This window comes from Brevundimonas sp. TWP1-3, assembly GCF_049896085.1.
In the GTDB taxonomy this organism is placed as follows: domain Bacteria; phylum Pseudomonadota; class Alphaproteobacteria; order Caulobacterales; family Caulobacteraceae; genus Brevundimonas.
The window spans coordinates 1,173,911-1,199,981 of record NZ_JAFCTP010000001.1; the positions used below are offsets into that span (position 1 = coordinate 1,173,911).

General features: G+C 66.5%; 18 protein-coding genes. 12 read left to right on the forward strand and 6 right to left on the reverse strand.

The features are described 5' to 3' along the window. The first annotated feature begins 7 nt into the window (after positions 1–7). The 8 genes from ilvG to ACP693_RS06005 all read left to right on the forward strand — a co-directional run bounded on the left by ilvG (position 8) and on the right by ACP693_RS06005 (position 8,675). Entirely contained in the window at positions 8–1,720 is a 1,713-nt protein-coding gene (gene ilvG / locus ACP693_RS05970) for an acetolactate synthase 2 catalytic subunit (protein WP_426018176.1), read from the forward strand. Between the two features lies 1 nt (position 1,721). After that, positions 1,722–1,973: an ACT domain-containing protein gene (locus ACP693_RS05975; RefSeq protein WP_135193447.1), complete on the forward strand. Its 252-nt coding sequence runs from the start codon at positions 1,722–1,724 to the stop codon at positions 1,971–1,973. Continuing rightward, positions 1,973–3,217 carry a 2-isopropylmalate synthase gene (locus ACP693_RS05980; protein WP_426018174.1) on the forward strand — a complete coding sequence of 415 codons (1,245 nt, stop codon included), beginning with the start codon at positions 1,973–1,975 and terminating at the stop codon, positions 3,215–3,217. The genes ACP693_RS05975 and ACP693_RS05980 overlap by 1 nt, the downstream gene beginning before the upstream one ends. After that, positions 3,210–4,634, forward strand: coding sequence for a 3-isopropylmalate dehydratase large subunit (gene leuC / locus ACP693_RS05985; protein WP_426018172.1), 1,425 nt, complete (start codon positions 3,210–3,212; stop codon positions 4,632–4,634). Before ACP693_RS05980 ends, leuC begins: the two co-directional genes overlap by 8 nt. Further along, positions 4,627–5,211 (forward strand): 3-isopropylmalate dehydratase small subunit, encoded by a 585-nt coding sequence (leuD, locus tag ACP693_RS05990; RefSeq protein WP_346494978.1) that lies wholly within the window; start codon positions 4,627–4,629, stop codon positions 5,209–5,211. The genes leuC and leuD overlap by 8 nt, the downstream gene beginning before the upstream one ends. Further along, positions 5,211–6,317, forward strand: a complete 1,107-nt coding sequence (gene leuB, locus ACP693_RS05995; RefSeq protein ID WP_426018169.1) for a 3-isopropylmalate dehydrogenase — start codon at positions 5,211–5,213, stop codon at positions 6,315–6,317. Before leuD ends, leuB begins: the two co-directional genes overlap by 1 nt. Before the next feature lie 236 nt (positions 6,318–6,553). Beyond that, a complete protein-coding gene (locus ACP693_RS06000; RefSeq protein ID WP_135193442.1) occupies positions 6,554–7,897 on the forward strand; it encodes an ammonium transporter in 1,344 nt (447 codons plus the stop codon). A gap of 82 nt (positions 7,898–7,979) precedes the next feature. Then, entirely contained in the window at positions 7,980–8,675 is a 696-nt protein-coding gene (locus tag ACP693_RS06005) for a TorF family putative porin (protein WP_426018167.1), read from the forward strand. Between the two features lie 59 nt (positions 8,676–8,734). Here the strand turns inward: ACP693_RS06005 and ACP693_RS06010 are convergent, their stop codons facing one another. The 3 genes from ACP693_RS06010 to ACP693_RS06020 form a co-directional block, all read right to left on the reverse strand. Further along, positions 8,735–11,104: a glucan 1,4-alpha-glucosidase gene (locus ACP693_RS06010; protein WP_426018165.1), complete on the reverse strand. Its 2,370-nt coding sequence runs from the start codon at positions 11,102–11,104 to the stop codon at positions 8,735–8,737. 8 nt (positions 11,105–11,112) lie between these two features. Further along, a complete protein-coding gene (locus ACP693_RS06015; protein WP_426018164.1) occupies positions 11,113–12,651 on the reverse strand; it encodes an MFS transporter in 1,539 nt (512 codons plus the stop codon). 184 nt (positions 12,652–12,835) lie between these two features. Then, the gene (locus ACP693_RS06020; RefSeq protein ID WP_426018162.1) at positions 12,836–14,899 is read right to left on the reverse strand and encodes a glycoside hydrolase family 97 protein; all 2,064 of its coding nucleotides are present in this window, start codon (positions 14,897–14,899) and stop codon (positions 12,836–12,838) included. A 103-nt stretch (positions 14,900–15,002) separates the two neighbouring features. Between ACP693_RS06020 and ACP693_RS06025 the strand changes: the two genes are divergently transcribed. Further along, positions 15,003–16,022 carry a LacI family DNA-binding transcriptional regulator gene (locus ACP693_RS06025; RefSeq protein WP_135193437.1) on the forward strand — a complete coding sequence of 340 codons (1,020 nt, stop codon included), beginning with the start codon at positions 15,003–15,005 and terminating at the stop codon, positions 16,020–16,022. Between the two features lie 8 nt (positions 16,023–16,030). On the opposite strand, the gene ACP693_RS06030 is transcribed toward ACP693_RS06025, so the two are convergent. Together ACP693_RS06030 and ACP693_RS06035 are read right to left on the reverse strand one after the other, a co-directional pair. Next, entirely contained in the window at positions 16,031–17,683 is a 1,653-nt protein-coding gene (locus ACP693_RS06030) for an alpha-amylase family glycosyl hydrolase (RefSeq protein WP_426018160.1), read from the reverse strand. Then, complete coding sequence (locus ACP693_RS06035; protein ID WP_426018158.1) at positions 17,680–19,485, reverse strand: alpha-amylase family glycosyl hydrolase; 1,806 nt, start codon at positions 19,483–19,485, stop codon at positions 17,680–17,682. Before ACP693_RS06035 ends, ACP693_RS06030 begins: the two co-directional genes overlap by 4 nt. 289 nt (positions 19,486–19,774) lie before the next feature. Between ACP693_RS06035 and ACP693_RS06040 the strand changes: the two genes are divergently transcribed. Next, a complete protein-coding gene (locus ACP693_RS06040) occupies positions 19,775–22,576 on the forward strand; it encodes a TonB-dependent receptor (RefSeq protein ID WP_426018155.1) in 2,802 nt (933 codons plus the stop codon). Between the two features lie 206 nt (positions 22,577–22,782). After that, positions 22,783–24,057 (forward strand): sugar MFS transporter, encoded by a 1,275-nt coding sequence (locus ACP693_RS06045; RefSeq protein WP_426018154.1) that lies wholly within the window; start codon positions 22,783–22,785, stop codon positions 24,055–24,057. Between the two features lie 70 nt (positions 24,058–24,127). On the opposite strand, the gene ACP693_RS06050 is transcribed toward ACP693_RS06045, so the two are convergent. Then, positions 24,128–24,697 (reverse strand): TetR family transcriptional regulator, encoded by a 570-nt coding sequence (locus tag ACP693_RS06050; protein WP_409714026.1) that lies wholly within the window; start codon positions 24,695–24,697, stop codon positions 24,128–24,130. Between the two features lie 171 nt (positions 24,698–24,868). On the opposite strand from ACP693_RS06050, the gene ACP693_RS06055 reads away from it, so the two are divergent. After that, the gene (locus ACP693_RS06055) at positions 24,869–26,071 is read left to right on the forward strand and encodes an efflux RND transporter periplasmic adaptor subunit (RefSeq protein ID WP_426018152.1); all 1,203 of its coding nucleotides are present in this window, start codon (positions 24,869–24,871) and stop codon (positions 26,069–26,071) included.

The following is a 26,071-nucleotide window of genomic DNA, read 5'->3' on the forward strand; positions in this document are numbered from 1 at the left end:
AGACTGGATGACCCTGATGACCGCCGCCGCCTTCAAAACCTCAGCCGAGGCCGCCCCGCAATCGGGGGCGCGCCTGCTGGTCTCCACCCTGGAGCGGCTGGGCGTGGAGGTGGTGTTCGGTTATCCGGGCGGCGCCATCATGCCGGTCTATGACGCCCTGGCCGGATCCAAGCTGAAGCACATCCTGGTCCGCCACGAGCAGGGCGCGGCCTTCGCCGCCGACGCCTATGCGCGCAAGAGCGGCAAGGTCGGGGTCTGCATCGCCACCTCCGGCCCCGGCGCCACCAATCTGATCACCGGCATCGCCAATGCGCTGATGGATTCCGTGCCCATCGTCTGCATCACCGGCAATGTCGCGCAAGGGTTGATGGGCACCGACGCCTTCCAGGAGATCGACATCCTAGGCGTCACCCTGCCGATCGTGAAACACTCGATCCTGGTCCGGTCCGCCGCCGATGTTCCGGCCGCCATCGAGGAGGCCTTCCATATCGCCGCCTCGGGGCGCCCCGGTCCGGTCCTGGTCGATCTGCCCAAGGACGTGCAGTTCGCCACGACCAGCGAGGACTACGGCTTCCACATTCCCAACGAGACGCCGCGCATCGATCACGACGCCATCGCCGCCGCCGAGGCCGCGATCCGGGCGGCGAAGAAGCCGTTGGTCTATATCGGCGGCGGGGTGAAGATCGGCCGTGCGACCGAGGCCCTGCGCGCCTTCGTCGCGGCGACCGGCATCCCCCAGGTCTCGACCCTGAACGCCCTGGGCACGATCCCGACCGACGCGCCGGGCATGCTGGGCATGCTGGGCATGCACGGGACGCGCGCCGCCAATCATGCGGTGCAGGACAGCGACCTGCTGATCGTCGTCGGCGCCCGGTTCGACGACCGCGCCACGGGCAAGCTGGCCGAGTTCGCGCCGAACGCCCGCATCGTCCATTTCGACATCGACGCCTCGGAAGTCGGCAAGCTGCGGGCGGCCAATGTCGCTGTCGTCGGCGAGCTGAAAGACGGGGTCGAGGCCTTGACGGCGCCGATGGCCGGCGGCCCTGCCCTGGACATCCAGCCTTGGGTTGTCGAGTGCGCCCAGGCCGCCGCGACCCACGCGTATCGCTATGACGCTCCGGGCGAGGGGGTCTATGCCCCGGCCCTGCTGAAGGAAGTGTCCGAAGCGGCGGGCGATGATTTCGTCGCCGCCTGCGACGTCGGCCAGCATCAGATGTGGGCGGCCATGCACTGCCGCTTCTCGCGGCCCGAAGCCCACATCACCTCGGGCGGCCTGGGCGCCATGGGCTTCGGCCTGCCCGCCGGCATCGGCGCCAAGCTGGCTGATCCGTCGGCGACCGTCGTCACCATCGCCGGCGACGGCGGCTTCATGATGAACATCCAGGAGCTGGCGACGCTGAAGCGTTACGGCATCCCGCTGAAGATCGTGCTGATCGACAACTCCAGCCTGGGCCTGGTGCGCCAGTGGCAGGAGCTGTTCTTCGCCGAGAACTATTCCGAGATCGACCTGTCCGACAACCCGGACTTCGTGAAGGTGGCCGAGGCCTTTGGCATCGAGGCCTTCCGTATCGATCGCCGCGATCAGGTGTCCGACGGCATCCAGCGCCTGCTGGCCGCCGACGGCCCCTGCCTGGCCCATGTGGTCATCGATTCCCGAGACAATGTCTGGCCGCTGGTTCCGCCGGGCAAGAGCAACGCCGAAATGATGGAGGGCTCCTGAGATGAGCGACACGATCCACATCCAGATCGACCGTGCGGACGGCTCGCTTCAGCGTCTCATCGGCCTGGTGGAGCGCCGCGGCTTCCACATCGACGGCATCAACATGGCCGATGAAGGGGCGTTCCGCCATATCGCCCTGACCGTTCGCGGCCGCGACGCCGGGCGTTGCATGGACAATCTGGGCCGCCAGATCGACCGCCTGTTCGGCGTCCGCCGCATCGGCAACGACATTATTCAATCCGAGGCCGCGTAATGATTACCCCCGAAGACGTACGAGTATCGGGCGTATCCCGAACGGCGCAGATCGCCGCCGATCCCAACCGCGTCATCATGTTCGACACGACGATGCGGGACGGAGAACAGGCTCCGGGCTTCTCGATGAGCGCCCAAGCCAAGGTGAAGATGGCCCAGGTCCTGAAGGACCTGGGCGTCGACGTTATCGAGGCCGGCTTCGCCGCCGCCTCGCCGGGCGACGAGGAGTGTATCCGCCGCGTGGCGGGTGAGGTCGAGGGGCCGATCTTCTGCTCGCTGTCGCGCTCGAACGAGAAGGACATCGACGCCAGCTTCCGCGCCCTGCAGCCGGCGCCGAAGTCGCATCGCCGGTGCCACGTCTTCATCGGCACCAGCCCGATTCACCGCACCGCCAAGCTGAAGATGTCGACCAATGAGGTGCTGTCGACGGCGGTGCGTTCGGTGGAATACGCCGCGACCCTGTTCGACGACGTCGAGTTCTCGGCCGAAGACGCCTTCCGCACCGAGCCCGAGTTCCTGGCCGATGTGATGGAGGCGGCCGCGGACGCCGGCGCCCGGACCCTGAACGTGCCCGACACCGTCGGCTATGCGACGCCTGAAGAAGTGCGTGAGACCTTCCGCGCCTTGGCGGCGCGGATCCATAAGCGTCATCCGCATGTGATCTTCTCGGCCCACTGCCACGACGACCTGGGCATGGCTGTCGCCAACTCCCTGGCCGCCGTTGAGGGTGGCGCGCGTCAGGTCGAGGGCGCCATCAACGGCATCGGCGAACGGGCCGGCAACGCCTCGATCGAAGAAGTCATCATGGCCCTGAAGGTCCGCGAGGACCGTTACGGCGTCACGACCGGCGCCGACAGCCGCCATCTGGTGCGCGCCTCCAAGATCCTGTGCGAGATCACCGAGACCGTCATCGCCCGCAACAAGTCGGTGGTCGGCATCAACGCCTTCGCCCACGAGGCGGGCATCCACCAGCACGGCATGCTGGCCGACAGCCGCACCTATGAGATCATGCGGCCCCAGGACGTCGGGTTCGAGGGCAGCTGGTTCGTGCTGGGCAAACATTCCGGCCGTCACGCCATCGCCAAGCGGGCCGAGACCATCGGCCGGCCCATCGAGGGCGAACGCCTGGCGGCCGTGGTCGTCGGATTCAAGCAGCGCGCGGATCAGATCGGCGAGATCAACGATGCGGAACTGATCGCCATTATCGACCAGGTCGACGGCGTGGCGGTGGCCCAGTATGCGTGAGATCGGGCCGAACCCTCGGACCCTGTTCGACAAGGTCTGGGACGCCCACGTCGTGCGGCCGGAAACGGCCCATACGCCGGGCGTGCTGTATATCGACCTGCACCTGGTCCACGAGGTCACCAGCCCCCAGGCCTTTAGCGAGATCGAGGCGCGCGGACTAAAGGTTCGCCGCCCCGACCGGACCTATGCGACCCTGGACCATTCGACCCCGACCCTGCCGGCGGGGCTGAACGGCCTGAAACCCTATGTCACAGCCCAGGCTGAGGCCCAGGTGCATCGGCTGGAGAAGAACTGCGCCGCCCACGGCGTGCCCTTGGCGGGTTGGGACTCCGACGACCGCGGCGTGGTTCATGTGATGGGGCCGGAACTGGGTCTGACCCAGCCGGGCATGACCGTGGTCTGCGGCGACAGCCACACGGCGACCCACGGCGCCTTCGGGGCCTTGGCCTTCGGCATCGGCACGTCTGAGGTCGGCCATGTGCTGGCGACCCAATGCCTGTTGCAGCGCAAGGCCAAGGCCATGCGGGTGACGGTGGACGGGCGGCTGCAGCCCGGCGTCTCGGGCAAGGATGTCGCCCTGGCCGTCATCGCCGCCATCGGCTTCGGCGGCGGCACCGGCTATGTCATTGAATACGCCGGCGAGGCGGTGCGGTCGCTGGACATGGAAGGGCGGATGACCCTGTGCAACATGTCGATCGAGGCCGGCGCCCGCGCGGGCATGATCGCCCCGGACCAGACCACCATCGACTGGCTGCGCGGCCGTAAGCACGTCCCCGCCGACTATGAGGCGGCGACGGCCGAATGGCTGAAACTGTCCAGCGATCCGGGCGCGGTCTTCGACAAGGAGGTCGTGCTGGACGGCGCGGCCATCCGTCCGATGGCGACCTGGGGCACGACGCCAGATGCGGGCGCGCCCATCGGCACGCCCGTGCCGCAACCCCAGTCGGACTCCGACCGCAAAGCCATCGCCTATATGGGTTTCACCGCCGGCGAGGCGACGACCAGCCAGCCGGTGGACGTGGTCTTCATCGGCTCCTGCACCAACGGGCGTCTGCCCGACCTGCGCGCCGCTGCCGAGGTGCTGCGGGGCCGCAAGGTCAAGCCGGGCCTGCGCATGCTGGTGGTGCCGGGTTCCGAGGCCGTGCGTCGCGACGCCGAGGCGGAAGGTCTGGATCAGGTCTTCATCGCCGCAGGGGCCGAATGGCGCATTCCGGGCTGTTCGATGTGTATCGCCATGAACGGGGATTTCGTCGCGCCGGGTCAGCTGGCCGTCTCGACCTCCAACCGCAACTTCGAAGGGCGTCAGGGCAAGGACGCCCGCACCATTCTGGCCAGTCCGGCGACAGCGGCGGCGACGGCTGTGGCCGGGGTGCTGACCGATCCGCGCGTCTATCTGAATGAGGTCGAGCATGTCTGAACCGTTCCAGGTGCTGACATCGAAAACCGTGACGCTCAGTCAGGCCAATATCGACACCGACCAGATCATTCCGGCGCGCTTCCTGACCACCACCTCGCGCGAGGGCTTGGGCAAGGCGGCCTTCTATGACTGGCGCTATGAGACGGACGGATCGGAAAAGCCCGAGGCCATTCTGAACCGGATCGATCCTAGCGAGCATCGCATCCTGCTGGCGGGCAAGAACTTCGCCTGCGGTTCGTCGCGCGAACACGCGCCCTGGGCCTTGCTGGATTATGGGTTCAAGGCGGTCATCTCGACCGAAATCGCTGACATTTTTACATCGAATGCGCTGAAAAACGGCCTGCTGCCGATCGTCGTTAGCCAGGCCGTGTGGGACGATCTGGCGTCGCAGCCGGATCAGCCGGTCACGATCGACCTCCAAGCCAATCAGATCCAGCGCGGCAATGCCGAACCCGTGCCGTTCGGGGTCGAATCCTTCGCCCGCCAATGCCTGCTGGACGGGGTGGACACCCTGGGCTGGCTGCAAGCAAACATGCCTGAGATCGAAGCCTACGAGCGTTCGAGAGAGACCGTCTGATGACCAACCCCGCCCCCAAGACCTACAACATCGTCCTGCTGCCCGGCGACGGCGTCGGACCGGAAGTGACGCGGGCCGCGCGCGACGTGCTGGCCGTCATCGGCGACTTTTACGGCCATGACTTCCAGTTCTCCGAACATCTGATCGGCGGCGCGGCCATCGACGAGACGGGCGAGCCTTTGCCCGAGGCCACGCGCGCCGCCTGCGTCGCGTCCGACGCGGTGCTACTGGGCGCCGTGGGCGGGCCGAAATGGGACGGCGGCAAGCGTCGGCCGGAGGAGGGCCTGCTGGCGATCCGCAAGGCCATGGGCCTGTTCGCCAACCTGCGTCCGCTGCAGGTTTCGCCGGTGCTGGCGCATCGCTCGCCGCTGAAGAAGGAGATCGTCGAGGGCGTCGATCTGATCGTCTTCCGCGAACTGACGGGCGGCGTCTATTTCGGCGAGAAGACCCGCACCGCCGACCGGGCCACCGACCTGTGTGAATACACTGTGCCGGAGATCGAGCGCGTCACCCGCGCCGCCTTCCAGACCGCCCGCCAGCGTCGCGGCAAGGTGACCTCGGTCGACAAGGCCAATGTCATGGAGACCAGCCGCCTGTGGCGCGAGGTGGTCACCCGCATCCACGCCGAGGAGTTCCCCGAGATCGAGCTGGAGCACGCCCTGGTCGATTCCATGGCCATGCACCTGATCAGGAAGCCGCGCGAATACGACGTCATCCTGACCGAGAACATGTTCGGCGACATCCTGTCGGACGAGATTTCGGTGCTGGGCGGCTCCATCGGCCTGTTGCCGTCGGCGTCGCTGGGCGCGGGTGGTCCGGGCCTGTTCGAGCCGATCCACGGGTCGGCGCCGGATATCGCGGGCCAGGATCTGGCCAATCCGGTCGGGACGATCCTGTCGGCGGCCCTGCTGCTGCGGCACAGCCTGAAGCTGGAAGACGAGGCCGATTCGATCGAGGCCGCCGTCGCCGCCGTGCTGGCGGCCGGAGCCGTCACCGCCGATCTGGGCGGGGCTCTAGGCACGCGGGCTGCGACGGAGGCGGTGATCGACGCCATTCGCGCCATCCACTGGGCGGCGGCGCACCGGGTGCAGATGCACTGGGCCTAAAGCCCGTCGGGCGGAAATGGGCCCAAACGACCGGCGAATTTCCTGCCTCACAACCTTGGCTGTGAAGACACGAAACTGATCTAAGAGGCGCATGAGCTGCACGGTTCATGCGCCTCATGCTTTTTAATGTGTAACCGTTGCAAGAAAGTTGCACCGCCTGCGGTGAATCCCCTTGCGTGTTTCGCGATTGCAGTAAAACCTTCGCAACTGCGAGATTGCATAGGGGGTACTAGCTCATGTCGCGGACAACGAACCGACTTGTGGGGGCCGCAGGGCTCCTTCTTCCAACACTCTGTCTGATGGCCGCCGGAGCGGCCAATGCGCAGGACGCCGCGCCGGCTCTGCTGGGCCACCAGGCCGCGCTTGAACTGGATAGCGCAGGCACGTCCTGGCTGGGCACATCCACCGCCCTGGTTCTGCTGATGACCCTCCCCGGTCTGGCGCTGTTCTACGGCGGCATGGTGCGCAAGAAGAACGTCATCGCCACCATCACCCAGTCCGTCGGCGTGTTCGCCGTGGTTTCGCTGGTGTGGTTCATCGCCGGCTACAGCCTGGCCTTCGGCGCCAACGGCAATGCGGGGCTTCAGCCCTATATCGGCAGCCTGGACATGCTGTTCCTGAACGGCGTGTCGCTGCAAACGGCCAACGCCCTGCTGCCGGGTATTCCAGAGTTCCTGTTCATCTCCTTCCAGATGACCTTCGCCATCATCACGCCTGCGCTGGTGACCGGCGCCTTCGCCGAGCGGATGAAATATTCGGCTTTGCTGCTGTTCACCGCCCTGTGGTCGCTGCTGGTCTATGCACCCATCTGTCACTGGGTCTGGGGCGGCGGTTTCCTGGGTAGCGCCGGCGTGCTGGACTTCGCGGGCGGCGCCGTCGTTCACGTCAACTCGGGCGTCGCGGGTCTGGTCTGCGCCATCTTCCTGGGTCGTCGCAAAGGCTATGGCATCGAGCCGATCCTGGCGCACAATCCGGTCCTGACCATGATCGGCGCCTCGCTGCTGCTGGTGGGCTGGATCGGTTTCAACGCCGGTTCGGCAGGCGCCGCCAACGACCTGATGGGCGTGGCGCTGCTGAACACCATCCTGGCCGCGGCCGCAGGCGCTCTGACCTGGAAGATCGTCGAATATATCGAGAAGAAGAAGGTCTCGCTGGTCGGCATGCTGTCGGGCGTCGTCGCGGGTCTGGTCGCCATCACGCCGGCGGCCGGCTTCGTCGATCCCAAGGGCGCGGTCATCATCGGCCTGATCGCCGGCCCGGTCTGCTACGCCTCGTCGGTGTGGATCAAGAAGCTGCTCCGCTACGACGACAGCCTGGACGCCTTTGGCATCCACGGCGCGGGCGGCCTGATCGGCGCCTTGCTGACCGGCGTGTTCGCCACGACCGCGATCAACAGCCTGTCGGAAGGCGCCAACGTCGGCGCCCAGGCGCTGGGTCTGCTGTGGACCATCGTCTACAGCGCCGTCGGCACCCTGATCATCCTGTTCATCTGCAAGTTCACCACGGGCCTGCGCGTGAGCGAGGCGGAAGAAGCCGCCGGTCTGGACACCTCGCTTCACGGCGAAGCGCTGGAACACTGAGCTGAGATCGGGCGCGGCTCCCAAACCCCGCGCCCGACTTTTCCGACCTCGAACAGAAACAAGCACAACAAGGGGATAGACTATGAAGAAGACCACCATCCACGCGGCCGCCGCCGCAACGCTCGCCCTGGGTCTGATCGGCCTCGCTGCGCCGGCCTCGGCCCAGAGCACCGTCGATGTCGCCTGGAATGTCGGCGTCGTCAGCGACTATGTGTTCCGCGGCTTCAGCCAGACCGGCGAGGATCCCGCCATCCAGGGCGGCGTCGATCTGACCTCGGGCAATTTCTACGGCGGCGCCTGGGCCTCGAACGTCGATTTCGGCGACGACACTGACGCGGAAGTCGATCTGTACGGCGGCTATCGCACCGAAGCCGGCGGTTTCGCGCTCGATTTCGGCGTGATCGGCTACCTCTACGTCGGAGAGCCGGACGGCGCCGACTATAACTATGCCGAGTTCAAGGCTGCAGCGTCGCGCGCGGTCGGACCCGCCACCTTCGGCGCCGCCGTCTATTACTCGCCGGACTTCTTCGGCATCGACGACGAGGCGACCTATGCGGAGGTCAACGCCGCCTTCAGCCCGGCCGACAAGTGGACGGTCTCGGGCGCCGTCGGCAAGCAGTGGCTGAACGTGACAGACGACTACACCACCTGGAACGCCGGTGTGGGCTATGCCCTGACCGACAAGGTGGGTCTGGACGTCCGCTACTACGACACCGACGTCGATGGCGTGCCGGGCGCCGAAGACCGGATCGTGGGGGCCATCAAGCTCGCCTTCTGATCCAGCGACCGACTTAAAAGAGAAAGGCCCCGGAGAGCGATCTCCGGGGCCTTTTTGATTCAGCGGGCGTAACGGTCGTGGACGGGGTCGTAGCTGTCCCAGACCTTGCCGTCGGCCAACGACCGCAGCAGCTTCAGATATTCCGCGTGGGTCCAGGCAAGGGGTGTGGCCGAATCCGTGTTCTGGCCCAGGGCGTAGTCCTTGCTCGTCGGATCGCCCACGCCATCCCAGACCTGTTCGGCCAGCATCAGGCCGTCATTGGCGAACCGCTCCATGCCGCGCACGTAGGTCTGGCGGATGGCGGCGATGTCGGCGGGCGACGGTGCGCCGTTCACGCTGACGCGGGCCAGCTCATAGTGACCGCGCTCGCCGGTGAAGAAGGGCCAGACCCGGCCGCGCTGACCAGGGCTCATCTCCCCGCCGACGCCGTAGTTGGCGCCCGTCAGATGATCCTCGCCATAGCCGTCGACGCCGTAACGGCGCCAGCCCGGCGTCTTGTCGCCCTCAGGGCCGAAGTCGTAGCGAACGCGATAGAGCGGCTCCAGCGACTGGTCGTCATAGACGGGCAGGGTGGACAGGATGTGCGGATCGTCGGCCTTGCGCACGCCATAGCGGACCAATTCCAGGAAGCCGCCGTCCACGACCCTGTCCTCGGCCGGAGCGATCTGGCCGTTGGCGACCCCGATGGGGGCCTTGTCGTTCGGGTTCTCGTTCTGGGTGATGCGGATGAAGTAGCGGCCGTCGCCGAAGTCGCCGTTGGTGGTGAACATCCGCTCTTCGATCTTGGACGCATAGCTGTCGGCGGCGATCTGATACCGCGTGGCGCCCGTCGCATCGCCCGAGGCGCGCGCCATTTCAGCGGCGACCGTCAGGCCGGCGACCACGGCGGCGGTGCTGGACGGTGAATAGCCCTGCTGCTCTTCCCAGCGTTCCTGCTGGGTGAAGGGCGGCTTGACCTCGGAATCGTTCCACAACAGGCCGATCTTGCCGCCATCGACCAGGAAGTCGGCGGCCGGTTTCAGCATGGACTGATAGTGTTCGGTCATCTGGGCGTCGGACAGCCAGCCCATCTTCCACAGACGGTAGCCCAGCATGATCGGCATGGCTGTCTGGTCCAACTGGACGGCGACCCATTCCAGCTCGCCGTCCACATGGGTCTTCTGCAGGAACCAGCCGCCGACGCCGGTATTGCCCGGCGTGTTCGGTCCGACCTGGACCTGTGGCAGATAGTTGAAGGCCGCCAGCGGCGTCTCCTTGTCGCCCAGGGCCGCCAGGGCCATGGCCACCTGATAGAAGTCGCGCGGCCAGACGGCCTTGTAGCCGGTCGAGGATTTCGACGCGTCCACCGTATCGCCCCAGGGGTTGGACAGCGAGGCGATCAGGGCGCCGGCGTGGGTGCGGTCTTCCTGCACCTTCAGCATCAGGGCCGAGGCATAGGCCAGCTTGCCGCCGTCGGTCGCCTGTTGGGCGATGCGCGGCAGTTCGGTGAGCGAGGAGACATAGTCCTCCCAACCGGCGCGCTCGCCTTCGCCGTTGAAGCGCGCCAGCACCTCGTCCAGTCCGGTCGCAAAGGCGCCGTCCGCCGCCGCCTGGGCCGCCGCCTCGCTGTCGCCGAAGCCGATGACGAAGTCGCGGCTGACGCTCTGGCCCATACGGATGGTCGGCAGGGCGCCGGTCATCATCGTGTTGCCGGCCGTCTCGCCGGTAGAGGCGTAGGTCCAGTCCAGCTTGCCGTCCTTCAGGTCGGTCAGACCATCGGAGGCGCCGACGAAGCCGACGCTGGCAGAGGCGAAGGCCTCGCTGGGCTTCAGCACCAGGTGCGTGTCGCCTTCCCAGGCGTGGAAGCCCTGGGCCGTGACGGCGCCGCGATCCTCGACGCCGGTGTTGGCGATGTGCGGCTCCAGCAGCAGATAGGGCGTGGCCTCGCCGCTCAGGGCCGTGATCTTGACGCGCAGAACCAGGGCGTTGCGGTCGGGGTCGGTGAAGATGCGCTTCTCGATCTCGAACCGGCCGGCCTTGTCGCGGGTCGTGATCTTGTAGGCGGGCGAGAGGGGGCGACCCTCGGCGTCCACGTGCAGATATTCGGTCTTGGCCGTCGTGTCGTCGCCTTCCAGCGCCGGGCCTTCCGGCGTGACGACGGCGAAGCGCAGGGCCTTGATCTGGGCCTCGTGGATCAGGCCGTACATGGTTTCGGTCAGGACGCCGTCGGCGATGGAGAACCAGACCTTGGACACCGCCCCGGTTGGACCGCCGTCGCGGTACTGGCCGTCCACATAGGCTTCATAGGAGGCGCCCGCGCCGGTCTTGGCGGCGCTGGACCAGACGGGTGGGGCGCCCGGTGCGCCGGGGGCTACGGACTGGGCGGAAGCGGCCGAGGCGAGGGCCAGGCTGGCGACGCCGGCGAGGCAGAGGGTCTTTGACATACGCATGGAGGTCCTCACGGATTGCGCGTGGGGGGAAGCGAGCGGGACTCGCGGACGAACAGCGCGCTGACCGCAGCCAGCACGAAGGAGACGGCGCCGAGCACCAGAGCCCAGATGGCCTGGCCGTCGAACAGGGTCTTCAGGATCAGGCCCAGGACGGTGGCGGCCAGCAACTGCGGCACGACGATGAAGATGTTGAAGACGCCCATATAGACGCCCATCTTCCGGTCCGGCACCGCCGCCGACAGGATGGCATAGGGCATGGAGACGATCGAGGCCCAGGCGAAGCCGACGCCGATCATCGGCAGCCACAGCAGGCCCGGCTCGCGGATGACGAAGATCCCGAACAGCCCCGCCGCCCCCAGCAGCAGCATCAGGGCGTGGGTCGCCTTGCGGCCGATGCGCTTGGCCAGGACCGGCAGGGTGAAGGCCGCCAGGGCCGCCACGCCGTTATAGACCCCGAACAGAACCCCGACCCAGTCGGCCCCGGCGGCATAGGCGGCCGAGGTCGTGTCGGTCGTGCCGTAGTGGACACGGGTGACGGCGGCGGTGGTGTAGATCCACATGGCGAACAGGGCGAACCAGCTGAAGAACTGGACGACCGCGAGACCCCGCATCGTCTCGGGCATACGGAAGATGTCGTTCAGGATCTCGGTCGCGGCGTTGACGATCTGGCGGCGCTGCATCATGCCGACCGCGATCTGCAGCAGGCCGAAACCGGCGAAGAAGCCGGCCAGGATCAGCAGCTCCTTTTCCAGGTTCAGCGCGCCGATCAGGACAAAGCCTAGTCCGCCCAAGACGGCGCAGACCAAACCGGAGGTCATCCAGCCCTGGACGCTGCGGGCTGGGGCCTCGGGGCCGTTATCGGCGGGGGCGCCCAGGGCCGCCTGTTTGGCGCGTTCGAAGGCGGCGATCTGTTCGGGGCTGTATTCCCTGGTGGACAGCACGGTCCACAGCACGGCTGCGAACAGGCCCACCGCGCCGACATAGAAGGCGATCTTGACCGACAAGGGCACGACGCCGGCCTCGGCCGTCGAGGCGATGTTGAAGACGTTGGACAGCAGCCACGGTAGGGTCGAGGCGAACACCGCACCCGCGCCGATGAAGAAGCTCTGCATCGCATAGCCGGCGGTGCGCTGCTCCTCCGGCAGATTGTCGCCGACGAAGGCGCGGAACGGCTCCATGGTGATGTTGATCGAGGCGTCCATGATCCACAGCATGGCCGCGGCGAACCACAGGCTGGGGCTGTTGGGCATGGCGATCAGGGCCAGGGTGGTCAGTATGGCCCCGACCAGGAAATAGGGGCGACGTCGCCCGAACCGGGTCCAGGTCTTGTCGCTGAAATGGCCGATGATCGGCTGGACCAGCAGGCCGGTCAGGGGCGCGGCGATCCACAGGATGGCCAGCGAATCCACCTCGGCGCCCAGGGTCTGGAATATCCGGCTGGTATTGGCGTTCTGCAGGCCGAAGCCGATCTGGATGCCGAAGAAGCCGACGCACATGTTCCAGATCGCCAGGCCGGACAGGCGCGGGCGGTGGGCGAGCAGGGTCATAGACAGACACCCGATCCTTCTCCCCTCGGGGGAGAAGGTGGGCGGCGAAGCCGCTCGGATGTGGGGGCTGCCGGATGCGGATTTCGCGTCGGACGATCTGGGCGATGAACCAACCCCCTCATCCGTCTCGCTCCGCGAGCCACCTTCTCCCCCGAGGGGAGAAGGAGATCAGTGGCGATGCTCATCACCGACGGCTCCGGCCCAGCGGCACGAACCGGATGGCCTGGCCGCCGCCGGGGGCCAGGGCCAGGGTCAGGACGTCGGCCGAGGTGACCTCGCGCTGTTCGATGACGATGTCCTCGCGCTTGCCCTTGTAGTCGGCGTCGGGGCCGTCGCGATAGATTTCGGCCCGATAGCGACGGCCGGCGTCCAGGAAGTCCAGCGGTGCGGACAGGACGCGCGGATGCTCGTCGGTGACGGCCCCCAGGGCCCAGATGTCCGTGCCGCGTTCCTTGCGGGCGGTGACGACATAGTCGCCCATTTCGGCGGCCAGGGTGCGGCTCTCGTCCCAGTCGACCGGCACGTCCTTGATGAATTGGAACGGGCCGGGATTGTTCTCGTAGTTGACCAGCAGGTCGGCGGCCATCTGGATCGGGCTGTAGATGACGACGTAATAGGCCAGCTGCTTGGCCCAGGTGGTCTGGATGCCCTGCGGGCTGCGCGTCTCCATGCCGAAGATGCCGGGCGTATAGTCCATCGGCCCGGCCAGAAGGCGGGTGAAGACTAGGTTCGGCACGTGCTCGGGCGGGTTCGACGGGTTGCCCCAGGCCGAATACTCCATGCCGCGCTGGCCCTCGCGGCTGATGATGTTCGGATAGGTCCGGCGCAGGCCCGTGTCCTTGAACGGCTCGTGGGCGTTGATCGCCACCTTGTGACGGGCGCCGGCCTCGACGACCTTCATATGGTGCTGGGCCATCGCCTGGCTCTCGTGCCAGGCCATGACCATCTGGCCGTCCGGCCCGGCGACGCGCGCGCCCTGCGCATCCGCCACATAGCCGGTCTTCACCGAATGGACCCCGAGGCGTTCATACAGGGCCATCGCCGGTTCTAGCTGCTGCTCATAATGGAAGGCGTTGCCCCCGGTCTCGTGGTGGCCGATCAGTTGCACGCCCTTGGACCGGGCATGGGCGCAGACCGCCTCGATGTCGAAATCGGGGTAGGCCTCGGTGAAGCTGAAGTCCGAACCATTGGCGAACCACTGGCCGTCCCAACCCTTGTTCCAGCCCTCGACCAGGACGCCGCCGAAGCCGTGCTGAGCTGCGAAGTCGATGTGCTTGATGGTGTTTTCGGTGGTCGCCCCGTGCTTGGGGCCGGCGTTCCAGCTCTTCAGCTCCAGGTGCATCTCCCACCAGACGCCGACGTATTTCATTGGTTTGAACCAGCTGACATCGCCCAGTTTGTTCGGCTCGTTCAGGTTCAGGATCAGGCTGGAGTCGATCAGGCCAGCGGCTGTGTCGCTGATCTGCAGCGTGCGCCAGGGGGTGTTGAACGGGGCCTCACGCACCACGGCGGCGTTGGTCAGGCCGGGCGTCAGCTGGGCGCGGAAGTTCGTGCCCTCGGAGCGGCGCAGGTTCATGCCGGCGTAGTCGATGCAGGCGGCCTCGTGGATCGAGACGTGCAGGCCGGACTGGCCCTTGACCGTCATCGGGGTCTGGGCGCTGCCCACCGCGTCGATCGGCGTGCGGCTGTAGAGGTATTCCTCGCGGTTCCATTCCCAGGCCGGGCACCACAGGGCCTCGCCGTTTTCGGCCAAGTTGAACTCGGTGATTTCCGACCCGATGCGGACGGTTTTCAGCGCGGCCTGGTCCGGGAACTCGTAGCGGAAGCCCAGGCCGTCGTCGTACAGGCGGAACACCACGTCCACGCGGCGTTGCAGACCCGAACGCTCGGCATAGGACACGCGCCACTCATTGTAGTGGTTGCGGATCAGGCGGCGCTCGCCCCAGGGCTGCTCCCAGGTTTCGTCCACGGTGACCGGCTGGCCAGCGCTGATGGCCAAGCCGCGCTCGATGGCGGGGGCGTCGGCCAGCAGGAAGCCCAGCTTGGACGGGGCCACCACGACCCGGCCCTGGCGCAGGACCGAATACATCGGCCGGCCGTCGTTGTCGGTGAAGGCCTCTACCGTCAGCATGCCGCCGGGCGAGCTGGCGCGGGCATGGGTCGGCGTGGTCTGGGCGCGCACGCCGGTCGCTCCGAAAGCCAGGATCGAGACGCCGCCAAGGGCCAGGAAGGATCTGCGTTGCATCATGGGAACTCCGTTACGCCGCCTCTTGCCAACCGCCGCGAACGGTGGCTGAAATATTTGCAGAAAAATTTGCAGCGTCGCCATGCTGCTGTGAGGACCCGCGACCTTGAGCCGCAAGACAACCCGTCTGGAAGACATCGCCCGCCTGGCGGGGGTGTCCATCGCCACCGCCTCGCGCGCGCTGAACGACAGCCCCGCCGTCAACGACCGCACCAAACAGACGATCTGGAAGCTGGCGAAGGAACACGACTATCCGTTCCGCCGCCACATGCCCGCCGGCCCCATCGGCGCCCAGGGCACCATCGCCCTGGTCGTGCCGCGTCCGCAGGGGCGCGAAGGGCGCCTCAGCGATCCCTTCTTCCTGGAACTGCTGGCTGGGGTAGGCGAGGCTGCGCGCGAACGCGGCTGCGATCTGCTGATGAGCCATATCTCGCCCGCCAACTATGACGAGCTGTCGGGCGCGCTCAACACCAGCCGCGCGGACGGGGTGATCTTCCTGGGGCAGTCCAGCCTGCATTCGGCCTTCAACCGGCTGGTGGACGCCGACCATCGCTTCGTCGTCTGGGGCGCCGAACTGCCGGATCAGGACTATTGCTCCATCGGCTCGGACAATATCTCGGGCGGACGGCGCGCGACCCTGCATCTGGCGCGGCTGGGGCGAAAGCGCATCGTCTTCCTTGGCGACCTTGATCCGCCCGAGTCGATGCAACGGCATCGCGGCTATCTGGACGCCCTGGCCCAGGCCGGGCTGGCGGTCGAACCGGACCTGATCGTATCGGCCCATTTCGAGGTCGAGTCGGCCGAGGCCACGGTTGACGCCCTGATTCGACGCGGCGTCGCCTTCGACGGGGTGGTGGCCGCCTCCGACCAGATCGCCCTGGGCGCCGTGCGCGCCCTGTTGCACGCCGGTATCGACGTGCCGGGCCAGGTCTCTGTCATCGGTTTCGACAATGTGCCGTTCAGCCGCTACTCGCGCCCGGCCCTGTCCACCATCGCCCAGGACACGATGAAGGCCGGACGACTGATGGTGTCCAAACTGCTGGACCACGGCGGCGCCGACGTCGGCGCCGGCCGGTCGGAGCGGGTGCCCACCGAGCTGATCGTACGCGAGACCTGCGGCGGCTGAACCCATCCTCAGACCGCGAACAACAGGCCGGCGAGGGGCGGCAGGGCCTGTCCGTCCGCCTCGGTCCAGTTGATGGCCTCAAGGCGACGCGCACCCGCAGGCGGGGACCAGTCGATGGGGGCGTGGCTGAGGTTGAAGACGCACAACAGGCGTTCACCGCCATCGACGCGTTCGAAGCGGTGGAAGACAAGCAGATCTTGCGGTCCTTCGACCAGCTCCAGCCCGCCGGTGCGCAGCGCCGGGTGCGCATGCCGCAGCGCGATGATGCGTCTCGCAATGTGCAGGACCGAGGTCGGGTCCGCCTCCTGCGCGTCCACCGCCAGCGGCAGATGGCGCGGATCGACCGGCAGCCAGGGCTCGACCGTCGAGAAGCCGGCGTTGGGCGCCGACGCCACCCAGGGGATCGGGGTGCGGGCGCCGTCGCGGCCCAGGGTCAGGGGCCAGTTGGCGATGGCCTCGGGATCGACCAGCCGTTCGAACGGCACCTGCGCCTGGGGCAGGCCCAGCTCCTCGCCCTGATAGACGAAGACATTGCCGCGCAGGCACATCAGCAGCAGCAGGGCCATTTCCGAAAAGGCCTTCTCGTCGCGCCCTTGCGCCCAGCGGGACACCGCGCGCGGGGCATCGTGGTTCGAGAAGGTCCAGGACGGCCAGCCTTCGCCCTGCTGATCCGGCCACATGCTGTCGCCCAGGCCGATCAGTTCGCTCTTCAGCGCATCGGCATACAGGTAGAGGAAGCCGTAGGCCGAGTGCAGGCGGTCGTTCCCGGCGGTGAATTCCTTCATCTCGCGGTCGGCGTGATCGCCGCCGACCTCCGCTACCGTGAACCGGCCTTCGTAACTGTCGGTCAGGGCGCGAACGCGGTTCAGGAAGCCGATGATATCCGGGTGGGACTGGTTGTAGATCTTGTCCTGGAAGTCGAACGGGCGGGTCCGCTTCTTGCCGTCGGCGATGGGCGGGTTGTCGCGCAGAGACGGGTCGTGGATGGCGAAGTTGATGGCGTCCAGGCGGAAGCCGTCCACCCCCTTGTCCAGCCAGAAGCGGGCCGCCGCGATCAGGGCGTCTTGCACCGTTGGGTTCCTGACGTTCAGCTGAGGCTGGGAGGCCAGGAAGTTGTGCATGTAGTATTGGCCGCGCCGCGCATCCCAGGTCCAGGCCGGGCCGCCGAACACCGACTGCCAGTTCGAAGGCGGCGATCCGTCCGGCTTGGCGTCGGCCCAGACATACCAGTCGGCATGTGGGCCGTTTCGGCTGGCGCGGCTGTCGATGAACCAGGGGTGTTCGTCGGAGGTGTGGGAGAAGACCTGATCAATGACGACCTTCAGGCCCAGCGCGTGGGCGCGCGCGATCAGGGCGTCGAAGTCGGCGAGGTCGCCGAAGATCGGATCGACGTCGCAATAGTCCGAGACGTCATAGCCGAAGTCCTTCATCGGCGAGGTGAAGAAGGGCGACAGCCAGATCCCGTCCACGCCCAGCGAGGCCACATGATCCAGATGCTCGGTGATCCCCTTCAGGTCGCCGACGCCGTCGTCATTGGAGTCCGCGAAACTGCGCGGATAGATCTGGTACAGGACCGCACCCCGCCACCAGTCGTGGGCGAGGGCCTGGCCGAGAACGGGGGCGGCGTCAGCCGTGGAAAGATCGAGAGGCTGGGCAGTCACGGGACGCTCTTGCAGACGAGGTAATCGAGGGGAGGGACGCGGACGGCGACACTGGCGGGCGCAGAGGATTGGACAGCGCAATCACCACGCAGACCCTGCCACCGAAGCGAGCCGGGCTCCACCTCGACCTGGGCGTCAACGGGCGTGGTCGAGGTGTTGAACAGGACCAGGATTTCACTCCCGTCTTCGCCCCCGTCCTGGTCGATGCGCGAAATGGCGAACAGGCCCGGCTTGTCGCCATAGGCGCGCACCAACTGACGGCCGCGTCGCAGGGCCGGTTCGGCGGCGCGGATGCGGGCCATTTCGGAGATGGCGCGATACAGGGGCGCGTCAGTGGAATAGGCCGGCTGGCGACCGCCGACCGGCGTCTCGCTGGCATAGACCGGAGTCTGGCTAGCCCACATGTCCTGGCGCGAGTTTCCGTATCCGCCGGCGCCGGCGAAGCCCTGTTCGTCGCCGTAATAGAGGGTGGGCACGCCCCGGCTGAACATCATCAGGGCGTGGGCCATCTTGATGCGCGCCAGCACTTCCGCGTCGTCGGCGTTTGGGTTGGCCTGTTTCACGAAGAAGCCGACCCGGCCCATGTCGTGGTTGCCCAGGAAGGTCGGCAGGATGGCGGCCGTGTCGGCGCCCTTGTCGTAAATCGTGTCGGCGTCGAACAGCTTGGCCAGGGCGTCGGTCCCGACCTTGCCCGAGGCGGCGTCCACCGCCTGTTTCTGGAATGGGAAGTCCAGCACGGCCGGATAGCCGTCGACCCGCGTGAACCGCGCCGTCACGGCCGGATCGGGGTCATAGACCTCGCCGAAGATGTGGAAGTTCGGAATGCCCTTGGCCTCGGCGCGGGCGATCATGGCGGGGATGAAGGCCTGCCAAAACGCGGGGTTCACATGGCGGGCGGTGTCGATGCGAAAGCCGTCGATGCCGTATTTGTCGATCCAGCCGCCGAAGACGTCGATCATGCCCTGGATCACGACCGGATCCTCGGTCAGCAAATCGTCCAGACCGGCGAAGTCGCCGTCCAGCGAGCTTTCACCCGAAAACGTGCTCTCGCCCCGATTATGATAGTGGATCGGGTCGTTCAGCCAGGCCGGAACCTTGGCGTTCTCCTCGCCCGCCGGGACATAGGGCGTATAGGCGTAGTCGGGCCGGGTCAGACGGGAGAAGTCGCGGCCGTCGAAGCCTTCGTTGATCGTCACCCCATCGACGCCGCCCCGGCGGGTGTAGGGATAGTCGGCGCGGCTGCGATAGGCGCAGCGCCCCTCGGGGCATTCGCGGTACTGGATCACGTCGGCCGTGTGGTTGGCGACGATGTCCAGATAGACCTTCATGCCCCTCGCATGGGCGGCCTCGACCAGGGCGCGCATCGCCACCTCGTCGCCGAAATGCGGGTCGACCGCCGTGAAGTCGGTGATCCAATAGCCGTGGTGGGCCGCGCCGGTGTAGTTTCCATGCGACTGGACCGGCTTGTTCTTGAACACGGGCGCTAGCCAGACCGCCGTGGCGCCCAGGCCCTGGATATAGTCCAGCCGCTGGGTCACACCCGCCAGGTCGCCGCCATGATAAAAGTCGGTGTCGGCCGGGTCGAAGCCGCTCTTCAGCGGCTCGGCCGGATAGCCGCCGTGGTCGTTCGATGGATCGCCGTTGGCGAACCGATCCGGCAACAGGAAATAGATCACCTCGTCCTGAGGCAGGCGCTGGCGCAGGTCGGTGAGGCTGTCGGCGCTGGCGTTGGAGGCGACCAGCAGGCTCGCTGCGGCCGCCATGGCGTGCAGTCCGTTTCGGACGGCGGTCCTCTTCCTCATAACGCTGGCTCCCTGCTGTCTGGAAAGTGCAAAGCTTTCCAGATCTATTTGCAAGATTTTGCAGCAATGGCCGGGCCTGTCAACGCGGGTTTAATTTGCTGCAATGCAGCGCAAGCGTCGCCGTTCGTTGCCGCCTGTCCAGTCTGTAAGGGCTTGAAGCGACGCCGGGGGAGGGCCGAGATCAGGCGCTCACATTAACTGCTTGCAACCTTGCCAAAGATTTGCATATTTTTGCGACGGTTTCAGATTGCGACGCTCAGAATCGCGATCAGCCCCAGGGAGGATGACCATGTTCCAACGTCTCAACCGGCGCGCGCGCCTGCTATCCGGCGTCGCCTTCGGCGCAGCCGCCATGATGTCGGTCGGCGCCGCGCACGCCCAGACCGCCGCCACGACGGCCCAGGCCGACGATCAGGCGACCGAGGTCGGCGAGATCGTCGTCACCGGCATCCGTCGCTCCATCGAGGCGTCGATCAACGCCAAGGCCAACAACACTTCGATCGTCGAGGTCATCTCGTCGGAAGACATCGGCAAGCTGCCGGACGTCTCCATCGCCGAATCCCTGGCGCGCCTGCCCGGCGTGACGATGCAGCGCCTGGACGGCCGCAGTCAGGCGATCTCGATCCGGGGCCTGGGTCCCGACTTCACCACCGCCCTGCTGAACGGGCGCGAGCTGGTCACCACCGGCGACAACCGCGGCGTCGAGTTCGATCAGTTCCCGGCCGAATTGCTGTCGAGCGTCGTCGTCTACAAGACCCCGGATGCGTCCCTTATCGGCCAGGGCCTGGGCGGCACCGTCGATCTGCGCACCGTGCGCCCGCTGGCCTACGGTCGTCAGGCCATCGCCCTGAACTACCGCCACGAGTGGAACGACATCGGCGCCCTGAACTCGGGCACGACCGACAAGGGCGACCGCTACACCATCTCCTACATCGACCAGTTCCTGGACGGCACGCTGGGCGTGGCGCTGGGTTACGCCCACATGAGCTCGCCCTATCAGTCCGAACGGTTCAACGCCTGGGGCTATCCGAACTACACCGACGGCAATCTGATTACCGGGGGCGTGAAGCCCTATGTCATGTCGTCGGAGCTGGAGCGCGACGGCTATATGGGCGTGCTGGAATGGCGCCCGAACGACCGCATCCACTCCACGATCGACGCCTTCTATTCCGAGTTCAAGAACACCCAGGTCCTGCGTGGCATCGAGTTCCCGCTGGCCTGGGGCGGTTCGTCGGGCGACTGTACGGTCAACGTCCAATCCGCGCTCTGCCGTCCGGCGCCGGCGCTGCGTCCCGGTTATACGGTCGAGGACGGTCTGATCGTCGCCGGCACCTGGGACAACATCAAGGGTGTCGTCCGCAACGACCTAAACAAGCGCGACAGCAACATCACGTCGCTGGGCTGGAACACCGAGTTCGTTCTGAACGACGATTGGTCGATGAACCTGGACCTCAGCTACTCCAAGGTCGAGCGTAACGACATCATCCTGGAAACCAACGCCGGCACGGGCCGCAACATCAACGGCGTCCTGGATAGCCTGGGCTTCGAGCTGACCGACGACGGCGTGACCCGTTTCACCAGCCGCCTGAACTACGCCGATCCGGCCCTGATCAAGATCACCAGCCCGCAAGGCTGGGGCGGCGACGTGATCCCCGAGGGCCAGGCCGGCTATATGAACACACCGTCCGTCGAGGACGAGATCAAGGCCGCTCGCTTCTCCGTCACACGCGAACTGCACCAGAGCCCGTTCAAGTCGATCGATTTCGGCGCCAACTACACCGAACGCCAGAAGAGCTTCGTCAACGACCAGTTCTATCTCGGCGTCCCCGGCGGCGGGGACCTGACCGTGCCCACGGCCTTCCTGCTGGATCCGACTGATCTCGGCTACCTCGGTATTTCGCAGGTGCTGAGCTACGACGCGCTCGGCCTGGTCAACAGCGGCGCCCTGAACCGCATCCGTAACCCGAACGCCGATGTCACCGCCGGCAACTGGGAAGTCACCGAAAAGGTCTCGACGGCATACGTCCGCGCCAACATCGATCACAACCTGTTCGGTCGCGCCCTGACCGGCAACGTCGGCATGCAGTTCGTCTATACCGACCAGAGCTCGAACGGTTTCTCGGCGCGGCAGGTCGGGCCTGGCGTGTCGGAGACCATCGCCGTCAACGGCGGTGCAGAATATCTGGAAATCCTGCCCAGCTCGAACTTCATCCTGGAAGTCGGCGACGACATGTTCGCGCGTATGGCCGTGGCGCGCACCCTGGCGCGTCCGCGTATGGACGACATGCGCGCTTCGCGGAACTTCAGCTACAACGCCGGCCTGGCTCAATCGACCGACATCAATCAGTCCCCGTGGGGCGGCGGCGGCGGCAATCCCGAACTCAAGCCTTTCATTGCCGACGTGATCGACCTGTCGTTCGAGAAGTATTTCGCCAACCGCAAGGGGTATGTCTCGCTGGCGGCCTTCTACAAGCACCTGGAAAGCTACGTTTATAACCGCAACCAGATCGTCGATTTCACCGGCTACCCCATTGGTGTGATCTCGCCGACCAACCCCGAACCGGCTCTGCGGCAGGGCCTGGTCGGCGCGCCCGACAACGGCGAAGGCGGCTGGATCAAGGGGCTGGAGTTCTCGATCTCGGCGCCGTTCGACATCTTCCACCCGGCGCTCGAAGGCTTCGGCGCCCAGTTCAGCGCCTCGACGACCGACAGCGAGGTCCAGCCCGATCCGACCCAGCCCCCGACCGCCTTGCCGGGTCTGTCGGAGAACGTCATCAACGGCTCGCTCTACTATGAGCGTTACGGCTTCCAGTCGCGGGTCTCTGCCCGTCACCGGTCGGACTACCTGGGCGAGGTCGCCGGCTTCGGCAACGGCCGCACCCTGCGTTCGGTCGCGGCGGAGACCGTCGTCGACGCCCAGATCGGCTACGAGTTCCAGGCCGGTCCTCTGGAGGGGCTGTCGATCCTGGCCCAGGTCAACAACCTGACCGACGAGCCGTTCAAGACCTTCGAAAACGGCGATGAGCGCCGGACCATCGACTATCAGAGCTACGGCCGGACCTTCGCTGTCGGCATGAACTACCGGTTCTGATTTCTACCCCTCTCTTCTGAGCAAACTTGGGCCGCCGCGTTCGCGAGGCGGCCCTTTTCTTTGCCGAAGCCGAAGCGGGGCGGAAAAGTTTCGTTACAGAGCGCGCTTTTCGGCTGGACGCGCATCCCGTGATGTCGGAACCAAGCGCATTGCGAGAACCGCGCGAGCACAGCGCGGCCGTTTTTGTTCACTGGGGGATCACATCCATGACCGTTCCGGACGCCGGAAAACGCCAGGGCGTAGGCTTGGCCTTTGCCTATGTCACCACGCTGTTCTTCGCCTGGGGCTTCGCCACCTCGCTGATCGATCCGCTGATCGCGGCGGTGAAGCGCGTGTTCGACCTGAACAACGCCGAGGCCTTCCTGACCACATTCGCCTGGTTCATCGCCTATGGGCTGATGTCGCTGCCGGCCGCCTCGGTGCTGAGCAAGCTGGGGTATAGCCGCTCGATCATCGGCGCCCTGATCGTGATGGTCGCGGGGTGTTTGATCGTGCCGGCCGCCACGGCCGCCGACTGGTATCCGGGCGTCCTGATCGCCCTGTTCGTCATCGCCTCGGGCGTAACCCTGTTGCAGGTCGCGGCCAATCCGTTGGTCGCCGAATTGGGCAGCCGCAAGGGCGCGTCCAGCCGTCTGAACCTGTCGCAGGCCTTCAACTCGCTGGGCACCACGGTCGGCCCGTGGCTGGGCTCGCACGTCCTGCTGACCGGCGGCGTCTTCGCTGCGGGCGCAGTGGTCACGGCCGCCACCCGCACCCAGTCGCTGCGCAGCATCGACATGGCCTTCCTGGGCATGGGCTCGTTCTTCGCCCTGGTCGCCGTCTTCATCTTCACGGCGCGCAAGAAGATCAACGCCGCCGCCCCCGCCACGACCAACGCCGTGTCGCCGCTGAAGGCCCTGTCTTCGCCCTGGGCCGTCTTCGGCGCCCTGGCCATCTTCCTTTATGTAGGCTCGGAAGTCGCCATCGGCGGCATGCTGACCAACTTCCTGGAAAGCCCCGACATCCTGAACGCGCCCATCGAGACGGCGGGCAAGATGGTCGCCCTGTATTGGGGCGGCGCCATGGTCGGCCGCTTCATCGGTTCGGCCGTCCTGACCAAGGTTCGCCCTGGCGTCGTTCTGGCCTGCTGCACCGTCGCGGCGGCCGTCCTATGTCTGATGGTGAGCCAGATCGGCGGCCCCACGGCGGCATACGCCGTCCTGTCGATCGGCCTGTTCAACTCGATCATGTTCCCGACCATCTTCACCTTGACGCTGGAGCGTTCGACCGCGCCGACGTCGGCGACCTCGGGTCTGCTGGTCTTCGGCATCATCGGCGGCGCGCTTCTACCTCAGGTCGCGGCGCACATCGCCGATGCGGCGGGCAGAATTCAGCCGGCCTTCATCGTGCCGATGCTGGGCTATGTCGGTCTGACGGTCTTCGCCATCGCCTGCATCCGCACCAAGCCGCGGGCCGAGGTGACCACGACCGCCTCGCACTGAGACCGGTCGCCGGACAAGACAAAGGGCGCGGAGGAAAACCTCCGCGCCCTTCTTCATTTCCGGAACGTGATCAGCCGTCGATCAGGGCTTGAAGGATCGGCGCCAGCCGGTCGCGCATCTCTTCACACTGGGCCGGTTCGATGTTGAAGCTGCCGCCGCCCAGCTCGCGGCTGACCGACATGCCCATGATGAAGCCGGCCAGCAAACGCGCGCGCACCGTGGCGTCGGGTCCGCTGAGCCAGTCCTCCAGCGGGCCGAAGAAACGCTGGGTGCAAGTGGTCTGAACCATCTCCGCAGCCTTGGCCGAGCCGATGGAGCGCAGCATGATCGACATGCCCTTCAGCTTTTCCGCCTTCTTGGGTTCGAAGACGATCTCGTGCGCGACGCGCCGACCGAAGTCGGCCTTCTCGCCCTGCATCAGGGCGCTGCCGTCGCCGCAGCTGTCCAGCGCGGCCAGGAACAGGTCGTCCTTGGAGCCGAAGTATCGGCTGATCAGCGCAGCATCGACGCCCACGTCTCGCGCGATGTCGCGCATCCCCACGTCGTCATAGCTGTCCGCCGCGAATCTCTCACGCGCAGCATCGAGAATGGCCGTGCGGGTTGCGGCGGCGTTTCTCGGGCGTGGGCCGGGACATAACAAGGTGATGACACTCCACAGGTGAATAACCGTAGATCACATATGGCTTTGTCAACGCCTGTTGACAAGCGCCACGGCTCCGACCATTAAGTCACCACGCGTTGACAAGGCCGACTCCCCATCGGCCTCTGTCCGCACGACTGGGATTTTACCTCCGACAGGGAGATTGCGCAGATGCGCGGGCTGAAGATTGCGGCCGTATCCGTCATGGCGACGGGTGCGCTTTATGGTTGTTCCCCCAAGGCGGAAGCTCCGGCGCAAGGCGCGCCACCGGTGACAGTGGCGACGCCGCTGAAGCAGCAGGTCCGGGACTGGGACGAGTTCACGGGCCGCTTTGAGGCGGTCGAGAGCGTGGACGTGCGCGCCCGCGTCGGCGGCTATATTCAGGCAGTTCACTTCCGCGACGGCCAGATGGTCCAGCGCGGCCAACTGCTCTTCACCCTGGATCCGCGCCCGGCCCAGGCCGCCCTGGCCCAGGCTCAGGCCCAGGTCGCTCAGGCCCAGTCGCAGCTGTCGCTGGCCCGCGCCAACCTGGCCCGCAGCGAGACCCTTCTGGCCTCGCAGGCGGTGTCCAAGGCCGAATATGATTCCAACAAGGCCGCCGTCGATGCGGCGCAGGCCAATCTGGCCGCCGGAAACGCGGCCGTCCGCAACGCACGTCTGAACGTTGAATACACCCGCGTCACCGCGCCGACCTCGGGCCGCGTATCCGACCGTCGCGTTGATCCGGGCAATGTCATCGCCGGCGGTTCGTCGGCAGGCGACGTCCTGACCACCATCATCTCGGGCGGCCCGATCCACTTCGTCTTCGACGGTTCGGAAGCGGTGCTGCTGAAGTATCTGCGTGAGGGCGGCGCCAATCAGGGCGCGACCGTCAACGTCCGCCTGCAGGACGAGAGCACCTACAAGCACACCGGCCGTCTCGACTTCTCGGACAACGCCGTAGACACCGCCTCGGGCGTCATCCGCCTGCGCGCCATCCTTCCGAACGCCGACGGCTTCCTCCGCCCCGGCATGTTCGGCAGCGCCCAGGTCGCCGGCGCGGGCGCCTACGACGCCCTGCTGGTGCCGGATTCGGCCATCGGCACGGATCAGGCCCGCCGCACCGTCGCCGTGGTCAACGCCGACGGCACCGTGACGAACAAGGCCGTCCAGCTGGGCCCGATCGTCCAGGGTCTGCGCGTCGTCCGTTCGGGCCTGGCCCCCACCGACCGCGTCATCATCGCCGGCCTGCAACGCGCGGCCCAGCCGGGCTCCAAGGTCACGCCCAAGAACGGTCAGATCCAGCCGGTCGCGGCCGATGCGTCGCAAGCCCCGGTCACCCAGGCGGCCCCGGCGTCCAGCGCCTCGTTCGCCAACTCCATTCCCGCCGGCTAA